Source organism: Williamsia sp., from assembly GCF_016462415.1.
In the GTDB taxonomy this organism is placed as follows: Bacteria; Actinomycetota; Actinomycetes; order Mycobacteriales; family Mycobacteriaceae; genus Williamsia_A.
Genome location: NZ_JAEMTF010000062.1, coordinates 1 through 11,434 on the forward strand (window position 1 = coordinate 1; position 11,434 = coordinate 11,434).

Genomic DNA, 11,434 nt, shown 5'->3' on the forward strand with positions numbered 1-11,434 from the left:
ATGGTACTGCACCCTAATCAGTGTGGGAGAGTAGGACACCGCCGAACACAACTTACTGAAGCCCCGGAAACCCTCATCGGTTTCCGGGGCTTCAGTCATTTCTGGACCATCTGCTTGGATGGGCACCATGGTGTCCGTCGTCGTCGACTATCTGCGTCATATCGAGACCGACTGCGTGGTGAACAACGTCGGCGAACTGGCCGATTACATCCCCGAACTCGCGGCGGTCGACCCGGACAGATTCGCGGTGTCGGTGGCCGTGCACGACGGACACGTGTACTCGATCGGTGACTCGTCCCTCGAGTTCACCATCCAGTCCATCTCCAAGGCGCTCACATATGCGCTGGCCCTGTCCGAACGGGGTGTCGAGACCGTGGACGCACACATCGGTGTGGAACCCTCGGGTGAGGCGTTCAACGAGATCAGCGTCGATGCACGTACGCGTAACCCGAAGAATCCGATGATCAACGCCGGCGCGATCACGGCAGCGGCGCTGCTCCTCGACGCCGGACGCGACGTCAACGGTGCCACCGATTCCGGTGACGTCGATGAGGCATTCACGCGGATACTCGACTTCTACTCGGGGTGTGCGGGTCGGCGGCTGTCGATGGACGAGGCCGTGTACCGGTCCGAAACGGCGAGTGGGTCACGTAACCGGGCGATCGCCTACATGCTCGAGAGTTACGGCGTCATGCCCGCGGACCCTGAGGATGCGGTGGATCTGTACTTCCGACAGTGCTCGGTGCGCGTCACCACCGACGACCTGGCGGTGATCGGCTCCACCCTGGCCAACGGTGGGACCAATCCCCGCACGGGACGCCGGATGCTGGATCAGGTGGTCGTACGACGCGTCCTGAGTGTGATGACCACGTGCGGCATGTACGACGGCGCCGGTGACTGGGTGACGTCGGTCGGGCTGCCGGCCAAGAGCGGAGTCGGTGGCGGCATCCTCGCGGTGTTGCCCGGACAGCTGGGCATCGGTGTCTACTCGCCCCGCCTCGACGAACACGGCAACAGCGTCCGAGGTGTGCGGGCCTGCCGGCACCTGTCTGCCGATCTGGGCCTGCACATGTTCAACGTCGCCCGGGAGAGCCGCGTGACGATCCGCTCCACCTATGACGGTCACGAGCTCGACATCGGCACCGACCGCGACACCGTCGACCAGGCCTACCTCCGTGCGCACCGAGAGCGGATCCGGGTGCTGGAACTCCAGGGAGACCTGACCTTCTCCGGAACCGAGAGTGTGGTCCGTCGCGTCGAGTCGATCCGCGCGGACGCCGATGTGATCATCGTGGAACTGCAACGGGTCGGCATGATCGACGAGGTGTCCCGGCGCATGCTGATCGGGTTGCGTCGATCGCTCCGCGAGGACGGCAAGGAATGGGTGATCGTGGATCCCGACGCCATCCTCGTGGGCAAGAACCGACGGTCCCACGAGCGGCTGCCGTCGAACCCGGCCGAGGCGGCGATCACCTCCACGATGGCCGAGGCAGTGGCGGTGGCCGAGGACATCCTGCTCAAGCGGGCCGCGAACCGCGACTGACGACGCACGCCCAGGCGGCCAGCGTCTGCGCGTCACAGATCTTTCCCGTCTCGATCGCAGCGGCGATCTCCGAACGGCCCCACCAGCGACCCCGCATGTCCTGCTCCTCGTGCTCTCGGTCCGGTTCGCCTTCGATCAGGTCCTCGGCGAGTACGACCGCCGAACGTTGGGCGCAGAACCCGGGGGCCACGTCAATCGTGGCGAGATGGGTGAGACTCTCGGCGACGAGTCCCGTCTCCTCCCGCAGTTCGCGGGCGGCGAGGGCGACGGCGCCCAGTCTCTCGCCGTCAGGGGCGGTTCCGGCCGGGAACTCCCACCGTCGCGCTCCGACCGGATACCGGAACTGCTCGACCAGGTAGATCTGCTCGCCACCGGCCGCGGGTCGGCGCGCCACGACGACGACGCCGAGCGGACGGTCCACCACCCCGTAGATCCCGGCGCTGCCGTCGGCCCGTCGGACGTCGTCCTCTCGGACCGACATCCAAGCGTTGCGGTACACGGTTCTCGACGACAGCCGGGTCACATCGGTCACGTGCCCAGCATCGTCGGGTGGGTCGGTCCCGACAACCCGTCGACCCCTAAGGTGGGAGAGTGCGTTTGGTGATCGCGGAGTGCCAGGTGGATTACGTGGGCCGGTTGACGGCTCATCTGCCGATGGCCCGTCGCCTGCTCCTGGTGAAGAACGACGGGTCGGTGAGCGTGCACGCAGACGATCGCGCGTACAAGCCGCTGAACTGGATGAGCCCGCCGTGTTGGCTGACCGAGCAACCTGTTCCCGAGGGGACCTCGGGCACCGCGCTGTGGGTGGTGACCAACAAGGCCGGTGAGGAGCTCCGCATCCTGCTCGGCGAGGTCGAACTCGATTCCTCGCATGAGCTCGGGATCGATCCCGGTCTGGTCAAGGACGGCGTCGAGGCGCATCTGCAGGAACTGCTGGCCGAACACGTACAGACGCTCGGTCCGGGCTACACCCTGGTGCGTCGGGAGTACATGACGGCCATCGGGCCGGTCGATCTCCTGTGCCGCGACGCGTCCGGCGCCTCGGTGGCCGTCGAGATCAAGCGCCGCGGTGAGATCGACGGTGTCGAACAGCTCACTCGCTACCTCGAACTGATGAATCGTGACACGACGCTCGCGCCGGTCTCCGGTGTGTTCGCGGCGCAGCTCATCAAACCGCAGGCGCGAACACTGGCCGAGGACCGCGGGATCCGTTGCCTGATACTCGATTACGATGCGCTGCGGGGAACCGAGAGCACCGAGTTCCGGCTGTTCTGAGGCTGCCATGCCCCGTCACAACAGGCGAGACCGCCCGCCGCCTCGAGCGGCATCGGCCGGACCCCTGCACCGGGTGGAGACCGGGCCCGCAGGGTACGAGGTCGACCACCACGTCCGGCCGATCTCCGGCACGGCCGCGACCAAGACCTACCTGTGCCCGGGCTGCAACCACTCCATCGTTCCCGGGACCGCACACATCGTCGCCTGGCCGGTGGACGACCGTGGCGGTGACGACCGTCGGCACTGGCACACCGGGTGCTGGCGTGGGCGGGCTGGTCGAACCGGCTACCGGTCCTGAGACGAACTCAGCGGTAGGACTGGCTCATCGGCGTCGTCCGATGCGATCCCTGCTCGTCGCGATCGTCGTCGTCCGCGCTCGTCTCGGCGTCGGCGGGGGAGCGTCCCTCGGTCGACCGGGAGATCTTGGCGTGTTCGGCCAACCCGGAGTTCAGCAGATCGGTGCTGTCGGTGTCGACGAGTTCCTTCTCCTCCTCGAGCTCGGCGAGCAGACGGGGCAGATCGTCGAGCTGACTGCGCACCTCACTGAGTTGCGCCAGCATCCGGGACCGCAGCTGACGGGTGCTCTGCACCAACTCCGCCGAGCGGGTCACCCGGTCGGTCGCGATCGAGTGCGAGTGCGCGAGTAGCCGATCGGATTCGGCGGAGGCGTTGTCGATGAGGTCACGTGCGGTGGCCTCCGACGACAGCTCGAGTTCCTTGACCGCGGTGACGGCCTTGTCGCGCCGGGCCGCCATGGTGACGTCGAAGTCCTCCTGGACGCGCTCACGATTGCGCTGCGCCTGGACGTCGATCTCCTCGGCCTCGGCGCGGGCGTTGGCCACGATCCGCTCGGCCTCCTGCTTGGCTGCCGCCATCGTCCGCTTGTGTTCGGTCTCCATCGCGGCGGTCCGATCGGAGATGAAGCTCGCGTTGTCCTCCGAGCGCTTCCGGGCGTCGGCCTCGAGACGGGATGCCTCGGTCCGTAGCCGCTGCGACTCCACATTGGCCGCGGCCAGGGTGGACGATGCCTCCTCGGCGGCGTCGGCCCGCAGCGCCGCCGCCTCCTGTCGCGCCACCGAGAGCAGCTCGGCCGCCTCCGACTGGGCGGTGGCGCGCATCTCGGAGGCCTCGTCGGCGGCGAGCTGAAGCATGCGGGAGATGCGGTCGCTCATGCCCTGGGCGGTACTGACCGGGACCGACAGCGAATCGACGTCGCGACGGAGTTGCTCGATCTCGTCGCGCGCGTCGTCGAGGTGTTCGGCGAGCTCGCGGGCGTTGGCCGCGGCCGCATCACGGTCGGCGGCGATGACACGCATCTCCGCGTCCGAGCGTTTGAAGAACTCGCTGACCTGTTCTCGGTCGTAGCCACGCATGGCGATGGCGAAGGGAAGGCCGGACTGCGAGGCGTGATCGTGTTCGGACATGGCGCAGAGTTTACGCGGTGGAGACGACTTCATTGATGCGAGTCCGCCATCGGACGGACATCCGGTTCGCGCTCAGTGTGATGCGGGCTCCACCAGCTCGAGGAGCACGCCACCAGCGTCTTTGGGATGCACGAAGTTGATCCGCGAGTCGGCGGTGCCGCGGCGCGCCTCGGGGTAGAGCACGCGGACGCCGTTGGCGGTGAGGCGACGGACCACCTCGTCGACGTCGACGACCCGCACGGCGAGCTGCTGCAGGCCGGGGCCCTTGCGGTCGAGGAACTTCGCGATGGTCGAGGAGTCGTCCAACGGGGCCAGCAACTGGATCTGCGCACTGCCGGTGATCTGCGCGTCGGCGGGTCCCACCATGGCCTCGATGACACCCTGATCGGCGTTGGTCTCCTGGTGCAGGCACACGAAGCCGAGGTTCTCGGCGTACCAGGCCTTCGTCGCCTCGAGGTCGCTCACCGCGATGCCCACGTGGTCGATGGCGGTGACGAGATCGCCGATGAGCGCAGTGGGGCCGGACGCGGGGTCGGGCGCGGAGGGCGACTCTGCAAACGCTGTCATATCGGCAACGGTAGCGTTGGGCCCGAAAACGTCGCCACTCGAGGCGTCACCGGAGCCGCACACGAGCGTCTCCGCCCGTTCCACACCGGAGGTCCCCATGTCATCGGTCATCGTCGCCGGAGCCCGCACCCCGATCGGTCGCCTGATGGGTTCTCTCAAGGACGTCAGTGCAGTCGACCTGGGCGCCGTCGCCATCCGCGGAGCGCTGGAGAAGGCGAACGTGCCGGCGTCGGCCGTCGAGTACGTGATCATGGGCCAGGTCCTGACCGCGGGTGCCGGTCAGATGCCCGCGCGGCAGTCCGCCGTGAAGGCCGGGATCGGCTGGGACGTCGCCGCGTTGACGATCAACAAGATGTGCCTGTCCGGTATCGACGCGATCGCGTTGGCCGACCAGCTGATCCGCGCCGGCGAGTTCGACTGCATCGTCGCCGGCGGTCAGGAGTCGATGACCGGTGCCCCGCACCTGCTGCCCGGCAGCCGCGGTGGTTTCAAGTACGGCAACACCGAACTCGTCGACCACATGGCGTTCGACGGTCTCTACGATCCGTTCACCGACCAGCCCATGGGCGCGTTGACCGAGCAGGAGAACGACCGCACCCACTACACGCGTGAGCAGCAGGACGAGTTCGCGGCCCGCTCGAACCAGCGCGCCGCGGCGGCCTGGAAGAACGGCGTCTTCACCGATGAGGTGGTGCCCGTCAGCATCCCGCAGCGCAAGGGCGATCCGATCGAGTTCACCACCGACGAGGGCGTCCGGGCCGACACGACGACCGATTCGCTGGGACGTCTGCGTCCGGCGTTCCGCAAGGACGGCACCATCACGGCAGGCAACTCGTCGCAGATCTCCGACGGTGCGGCGGCGGTGGTGGTCATGAGCAAGGAGAAGGCGACCGAGCTGGGGCTGACCTGGCTGGCCGAGATCGGCGCGCACGGAGTCGTCGCCGGGCCCGACTCGACGCTGCAGAGCCAGCCTGCCAACGCCATCGAGAAGGCGTGTGCACGTGCGGGTATCGCACCCAAGGACCTCGATCTGGTGGAGATCAACGAGGCCTTCGCCGCGGTGGGTCTCGCGTCGACCGATCAGCTCGGCATCGACCCCGAGATCGTCAACGTCAACGGCGGTGCGATCGCGATGGGTCACCCGATCGGCACCTCCGGCGCTCGGATCACCCTGCATCTCGCGCTCGAACTGGCCCGACGTGGCGGCGGCGTGGGTGCGGCGGCCCTGTGTGGTGCGGGTGGACAGGGCGACGCGCTCATCCTCACCGTCCCGGCGCAGTCCTGACCGACTCCTACTACTGTGCGTAGTATCCGGTTCTCGTATCGGGCACAATGGTCGGCATGAGCAACTTCTTCGACCTGCGCACCACGGCCAAGCGATTCCGCTTCATCGCGGTTCTGGAGGCCATGACGTGGTTGGCCCTGCTGATCGCGATGTTCTTCAAGTGGGTGCTCGGGCACACCGAGGCGGTCGCCGTGCCCGGCATGGTGCACGGGATCGTCTTCGTGGTGTTCGTGATCGTCTCGATCGTCACCGCGATGTCGCTGAAGTGGACCCCGAAGATCACCCTGCTGGCGCTGGTCTCGAGCATCCCGCCCTTCGGCACCCTGGTGTTCGAGCGCTGGGCCGTCCGCAACGGCCACCTCGGCGAACTCTCCGAACCCGCGAAGGCCCAGCTCGCCTGACCGGCACGGCCGCGATCGCGGTTGCGGTCGACGCCGCGTGCGTGTGACCGTTGACCCATGATCGTCGCCTTCAGCGTTGCCCCGTCCGGTGCCGACTCGGTGGATGCCGACGGCGGGATGAGCGCTGCGGTCGCCGCCGCCGTCCGTGTCGTGCGCGATTCCGGTGTCACCCATCAGACCACCGCGATGTTCACCTATCTCGAGGGTGAGTGGGACGAGGTGATGGCGGTGGTCAAGGCGGCCACCGACGCCGTCGCCGCGCTCGCGCCCCGGGTGTCCCTCGTGTTGAAGGCCGACATCCGGCCGGGGTTCGACGATCAACTGACCGCGAAGGTCGAACGCGTCGACCGGCACCTGGAGTGAGTGCGACGACCACGCCGCCGCCGGTGACACCTCGGCTGCGGGGCCAGCGGGTCTCGGTGTCGGCGGTGTTCGGCATCAATGGGTTCCTGGCCTCGATGTGGGTGTCGCACATCCCCGTCATCTCCGACCGGACCGGGGTCGATCACACCACCCTCGGCGGTCTGCTCCTCATCCTCGGTGGGTCGGCGTTCGTGGGCATGCAGCTCTGTGGACCGTTGATCGATCGGTGGGGCTCGCGGGGGCTGACCATCGCGGGTGCCCTGGTGCTCGCGGTGTCGACGCTGGGCCCGGTGTTCGCCGGATCCGCACTGCAGTTGGCTCTCGCCCTGGCGTTGTTCGGTTTCGGCAACGGCGCGCTCGACGTGTCGATGAACTCCCAGGCCGTCGTGATCGAGCAGGCCTACGGTCGTCCGGTCATGTCGTCGTTCCACGCCTACTTCTCCGTCGGCGGGATGGTGGGGTCGGCGATCGCGGCGGCCGGCCTGTTCCTCGACGTCCCGGTGGCGATGACCGTCGGTGCGGTGGCCGTGGTGTCGACGGTCGGGGTGCTCGCGACGCGGCCGTTCCTGGTTGCCGGACGCGCGGGCAACGGCGCGGACGCGGTTCCCTCCGCGGATCCGATCTCGCGCAAGCGGTTCCCGCCCGGTCTCCGTGGGCGGATCGTGCTGATGGCGCTGGCCGCGTTCGCGTTGATGCTCGCCGAGGGCACCGCATACGACTGGAGCGCGCTGCATCTGGTCGAGCGGTTCGGGACCTCTGACGCGGCCGGGGCGGTCGCGTACGGCGCCTTCAGCGCCACGATGCTCATCGGCCGATTCGCCGCCGACGCCGTGACCGCCCGGTTCGGACCGGTCGCGGTCGTCCGGGGCGGTGCCCTCACCGCGGTCATCGGCATGACCGTGGTCATCTGCGCTCCGATACCGGCGGTGGCCATCCTCGGCTGGGCTGTGTTCGGCATCGGGGTCGCAGGTGGTGTCCCACAACTGTTCACCGCCGCGGGCAACGTGACCGCCGAGCCCAGCGGTCGTGTCATCTCGACCGTCGTCGGCAGCGGCTACCTCGGCATGTTGGCCGGGCCGGCGCTGATCGGCCCGATCAGCCACACCTTCACCCTGGGAACGGCCCTGTGGCTGGCCGCCGCGGCCATGGCGTTCGGCGCCGCGGCCGCCGGTGTGGTCCGTACGAGCGGTCGTGCGCCGCGTGGCTCCGATGACACCGCGCGTGCCAAACTGGATGTGTGAGCCGACCCCAACAACGTCCTCCCGCCGCCGCCGTCGCCCGCGCGGCCGCCATGACCGGCGCGGTCGACCTGTCCGTCCTCAAAGAACGAGCCGACGCCGCGCGCACCCGGCCCGCCGCGCCGTCTCGTCCGCCCGGTACGGAGCCCACCGACAGCGGTTCGGCCCCGGCCGTCCCGCCGGTCGTCGAGGTGTCGGAGGCGACCTTCGAGACCGAGGTGCTCGCCCGCTCCGAGCAGGTCCTGGTGCTCGTCGACCTCTGGGCGACCTGGTGCGAGCCGTGCAAGCAGCTCTCGCCGCTCCTGGAGAGGCTCGCGAGCGAGGCGAACGGCTCGTGGATCCTCGCCACGATCGACATCGACGCGAATCCCCGGATCGCGCAGGCGTTCGGTGTGCAGTCGGTCCCGACCGTGGTCGCGATCGCGAACGGACAGCCCGTCGCCGCGTTCCAGGGGGTGCAGCCGGCTGCGCAGATCACCGCATGGGTCGACGAGATCCTGAACAAGGTGGGCGACCAGCTCACCGGCCTGCCCGCGGCCGAACCGTCCGAGCCGACCGAGGTCGAGGACCCCGGAATGGCTGCGGCGGAGGCCTTGCTCGACGACGGCGACCTCGAGGGCGCCGTGGCCGCGTATCAGGCACTCGCCGAGGCGGATCCGACCAACGTCGAGGCGGCATCGGCGGCCCGCAACGTCGAGTTCGTCATCCGCGCGCAGAGCCACGATCCGTCGGTGGTCGACTCGGCTCAGCCGGGCGACATCGAGGCGCAGTTCGCCGCCGCCGACGTCCTGCTGCTGAGCCAGCGCCCCGACGACGCCTTCGACCGTCTCATCGCGCTGGTCCGGGCGACCAGCGGCGACGAGCGGTCACAGGTGCGGACCCGACTGCTGTCGTTGTTCGAGCTGTTCGATCCCGCCGAGCCGTACGTGGTCTCGGCGCGGCGCAAGCTCGCCAGCGCCCTGTACTGATCGCGTTGCCGGCGGCGGACGTCGTCTAGGTCGCGAGGCCTGTCGCCGGAGCGAACCAGATCGCGCCGTTGGCGGGCAGGGTCATCCGCGCCGAGGCGGGGCGGCCGTGCCACGGGTCGCCGTCGGCCTCGACCGCACCCATGTTGCCCTCGCCCGATCCCGCGTAGTGCGGTGAGTCGGTGTTGAGGACCTCGACCCAGGTACCCGAGACCGGTAGTCCCACCCGGTAATCGGTGCGGGTGACGCCGGAGAAGTTGAACAGGCAGGCGACGACGCTGCCGTCGGAGCCGAACCGCAGGAAGCTGATGATGTTGCCCGCGGTGTCGTTGGCGTCGATCCAGGAGTAGCCGTTGGGCGAGGTGTCCTGTGAGTAGAGCGCCGGGGTCGCACGGTAGACCCGGTTGAGGTCGGCCACCAACGATTCGATGCCGGTGTGCAGTTCGCCCTCCCATCCGGTGCGCTGGTCCCAGTCGAGGCTGCGCTCCTCGGACCATTCGGCGACCTGGCCGAAGTCCTGGCCCATGAACAGCAGCTGCTTGCCGGGGTGGGCCCACATGTAGGCCAGCGCCACCCGGACACCTGCGGCCTTGGCGTGCGAGTCGCCGGGCATGCGACTCCACAGCGTCCCCTTGCCGTGCACGACCTCGTCGTGGCTGATCGGCAGGACGAAGTTCTCACTCCAGGCGTACATCAGCGAGAAGGTGATCTCGTGGTGGTGATGACTGCGGTGCACCTGATCTCGGCCGAGGAAGCCGAGGGTGTCGTGCATCCACCCCATGTTCCACTTCATGGAGAAACCCAGACCGCCGAGGTTGGTGGTGCGCGTGACGCCGGGCCACGACGTCGACTCCTCGGCCACCGTCACCACCCCGGGGTGGTACTTGTGCACGGTCGCGTTCATCTCCTGCAGGAACTGCACCGCCTCCAGGTTCTCGCGCCCGCCGTAGATGTTCGGTGTCCAGCCGCCGTCGGGCCGCGAGTAGTCGAGGTAGAGCATCGACGCGACCGCGTCGACCCGCAGACCGTCGATGTGGAACTGGTCGAACCAGAACAGCGCGTTGGCGACCAGGAAGTTGCGCACCTCGTTGCGTCCGAAGTCGAACACGTAGGTGCCCCAGTCGAGTTGCTCACCGCGGGTGGGATCGCCGTGCTCGTAGAGGGGCTGACCGTCGAACCGGGCCAGTGCCCACTCGTCCTTGGGGAAGTGCGCGGGCACCCAGTCGACGAGCACGCCCACACCCAGCGCGTGCAGGTGATCGACGAAGTGTCGGAAGTCGTCCGGGGTGCCGAAGCGCGACGTCGGCGCGTAGTACGACGTGACCTGATATCCCCACGAACCGCCGAACGGGAACTCTGCGACCGGCAGCAGCTCGACGTGGGTGTACCCCATCGCCACCACGTAGTCACCGAGTTCGACGGCGAGCCGGCGGTAGTCGAGCCCTTGGCGCCACGATCCGAGATGCACCTCGTAGACGCTCATCGGTTCGTCGGTCGGGACGAGCGTCGCCCGTTCCTTGATCCACGCCGCGTCGTCCCAGACGTGGTCGGTGTCGTCGACGATCGACGCCGTCGCCGGCGGCAGCTCGGTACGACGCGCCATCGGGTCGGCCTTCTCCCGCGTCACGCCGTCGCTGCCGTGGATGCGGAACTTGTACCGCGTCCCCGCGCCGACGTCGGGCACGAACACCTCCCACACCCCGCTGGACCCGAGAGACCGCATCGGGGTGCTCCGACCCGCCCAGCCGTCGAACGACCCGATCAGGGTGATGCCGCGGGCGTTGGGCGCCCACACGGCGAAGGACGTGCCGGTGACGGTTCCGTCGGGGGTGTCGTAGCTGCGCAGGTGCGCGCCGAGGATGTCCCACAGGCGCTCGTGGCGGCCCTCGGCGAACAGGTGGAGGTCGAGCTCGCCGAGGCTGGGCAGGAACCGGTAGCCGTCGGCGACCAGGTAGTCGGTGGTGGTGCCGTCGGCGGCCGGATAGGTGACGCGGTAGCGGTAGTCGATCAGGTCGGCGTAGGGAACGGCGACCACGAACAGCCCGTCGGCCTGTCGCTGCATCGGGTGGTCCTTGCCGCCGATGACCGCGACGACCGCGGTCGCATCCGGACGCAGCGTCCGCAGGATCGTGTGGCCCGGAACCGGATGCGCGCCGAGCACCGAATGCGGATCGTGATGGGTGCCGACCCGCAACCGGTGGAGGTCCTGGGCCGGCATGGCCGCGTCGATGGTGCTCATGAGCTCGCTTGCCTCTCGGGGAGTCGGAACGCCAGTCGGGCGGCGGTGTCCGGGGGGATCGGTTGCAGCGCGACGATGTGGGCGACCTGGCGCCACGGTTCGAGTCGGACGTAGTTGGCCTGACCCCAGTGGAA

Annotated in this window: 12 protein-coding genes; 8 read left to right on the plus strand and 4 right to left on the minus strand. The window is 68.5% G+C overall.

Annotated elements, in window-relative coordinates:
- Positions 1–127 precede the first annotated feature (127 nt).
- Complete coding sequence (gene glsA / locus JHC79_RS15195) at positions 128–1,543, plus strand: glutaminase A (protein ID WP_296392288.1); 1,416 nt, start codon at positions 128–130, stop codon at positions 1,541–1,543.
- Here the strand turns inward: glsA and JHC79_RS15200 are convergent.
- Entirely contained in the window at positions 1,518–2,075 is a 558-nt protein-coding gene (locus tag JHC79_RS15200) for an NUDIX hydrolase (RefSeq protein WP_296392238.1), read from the minus strand. The genes glsA and JHC79_RS15200 overlap by 26 nt on opposite strands.
- A 59-nt stretch (positions 2,076–2,134) precedes the next feature.
- Between JHC79_RS15200 and nucS the strand changes: the two genes are divergently transcribed.
- Both nucS and JHC79_RS15210 read left to right on the plus strand, forming a co-directional pair.
- Positions 2,135–2,818, plus strand: a complete 684-nt coding sequence (nucS, locus tag JHC79_RS15205) for an endonuclease NucS (RefSeq protein ID WP_296392240.1) — start codon at positions 2,135–2,137, stop codon at positions 2,816–2,818.
- A 7-nt stretch (positions 2,819–2,825) separates the two neighbouring features.
- On the plus strand, positions 2,826–3,116 hold the full coding sequence (locus tag JHC79_RS15210) for a hypothetical protein (RefSeq protein ID WP_296392242.1): 291 nt from the start codon (positions 2,826–2,828) through the stop codon (positions 3,114–3,116).
- Between the two features lie 7 nt (positions 3,117–3,123).
- On the opposite strand, the gene JHC79_RS15215 is transcribed toward JHC79_RS15210, so the two are convergent.
- Positions 3,124–4,242, minus strand: a complete 1,119-nt coding sequence (locus JHC79_RS15215) for a hypothetical protein (protein ID WP_296392244.1) — start codon at positions 4,240–4,242, stop codon at positions 3,124–3,126.
- A 72-nt stretch (positions 4,243–4,314) separates the two neighbouring features.
- On the minus strand, positions 4,315–4,809 hold the full coding sequence (mce, locus tag JHC79_RS15220) for a methylmalonyl-CoA epimerase (RefSeq protein WP_296392246.1): 495 nt from the start codon (positions 4,807–4,809) through the stop codon (positions 4,315–4,317).
- 97 nt (positions 4,810–4,906) lie between these two features.
- On the opposite strand from mce, the gene JHC79_RS15225 reads away from it, so the two are divergent.
- From JHC79_RS15225 to JHC79_RS15245, 5 genes are read left to right on the plus strand one after another with little or no spacing between them, the layout of a single operon-like run.
- Positions 4,907–6,094 carry an acetyl-CoA C-acetyltransferase gene (locus JHC79_RS15225; RefSeq protein ID WP_296392248.1) on the plus strand — a complete coding sequence of 396 codons (1,188 nt, stop codon included), beginning with the start codon at positions 4,907–4,909 and terminating at the stop codon, positions 6,092–6,094.
- Positions 6,095–6,150: 56 nt separating this feature from the next.
- Positions 6,151–6,495: a DUF3817 domain-containing protein gene (locus JHC79_RS15230; protein WP_296392250.1), complete on the plus strand. Its 345-nt coding sequence runs from the start codon at positions 6,151–6,153 to the stop codon at positions 6,493–6,495.
- A 57-nt stretch (positions 6,496–6,552) separates the two neighbouring features.
- Positions 6,553–6,858 carry a thiamine-binding protein gene (locus JHC79_RS15235; protein WP_296392252.1) on the plus strand — a complete coding sequence of 102 codons (306 nt, stop codon included), beginning with the start codon at positions 6,553–6,555 and terminating at the stop codon, positions 6,856–6,858.
- The gene (locus JHC79_RS15240; RefSeq protein ID WP_296392254.1) at positions 6,855–8,099 is read left to right on the plus strand and encodes an MFS transporter; all 1,245 of its coding nucleotides are present in this window, start codon (positions 6,855–6,857) and stop codon (positions 8,097–8,099) included. The genes JHC79_RS15235 and JHC79_RS15240 overlap by 4 nt, the downstream gene beginning before the upstream one ends.
- 50 nt (positions 8,100–8,149) lie before the next feature.
- Positions 8,150–9,064 (plus strand): tetratricopeptide repeat protein, encoded by a 915-nt coding sequence (locus JHC79_RS15245; RefSeq protein WP_296392290.1) that lies wholly within the window; start codon positions 8,150–8,152, stop codon positions 9,062–9,064.
- Positions 9,065–9,089: 25 nt separating this feature from the next.
- On the opposite strand, the gene glgB is transcribed toward JHC79_RS15245, so the two are convergent.
- A complete protein-coding gene (glgB, locus tag JHC79_RS15250) occupies positions 9,090–11,300 on the minus strand; it encodes a 1,4-alpha-glucan branching protein GlgB (RefSeq protein ID WP_296392256.1) in 2,211 nt (736 codons plus the stop codon).
- Positions 11,301–11,434 lie beyond the last annotated feature (134 nt).

Coding starts and splice junctions, on each gene's coding strand:
- glsA (WP_296392288.1), top strand. CDS start 128: ATGGTGTCCGTCGTCGTCGACTATCTGCGTCATATCGAGACCGACTGC.
- JHC79_RS15225 (WP_296392248.1), top strand. CDS start 4,907: ATGTCATCGGTCATCGTCGCCGGAGCCCGCACCCCGATCGGTCGCCTG.
- mce (WP_296392246.1), bottom strand. CDS start 4,809: ATGACAGCGTTTGCAGAGTCGCCCTCCGCGCCCGACCCCGCGTCCGGC.
- JHC79_RS15235 (WP_296392252.1), top strand. CDS start 6,553: ATGATCGTCGCCTTCAGCGTTGCCCCGTCCGGTGCCGACTCGGTGGAT.
- glgB (WP_296392256.1), bottom strand. CDS start 11,300: ATGAGCACCATCGACGCGGCCATGCCGGCCCAGGACCTCCACCGGTTG.
- JHC79_RS15230 (WP_296392250.1), top strand. CDS start 6,151: ATGAGCAACTTCTTCGACCTGCGCACCACGGCCAAGCGATTCCGCTTC.
- JHC79_RS15210 (WP_296392242.1), top strand. CDS start 2,826: ATGCCCCGTCACAACAGGCGAGACCGCCCGCCGCCTCGAGCGGCATCG.
- JHC79_RS15245 (WP_296392290.1), top strand. CDS start 8,150: ATGACCGGCGCGGTCGACCTGTCCGTCCTCAAAGAACGAGCCGACGCC.
- JHC79_RS15215 (WP_296392244.1), bottom strand. CDS start 4,242: ATGTCCGAACACGATCACGCCTCGCAGTCCGGCCTTCCCTTCGCCATC.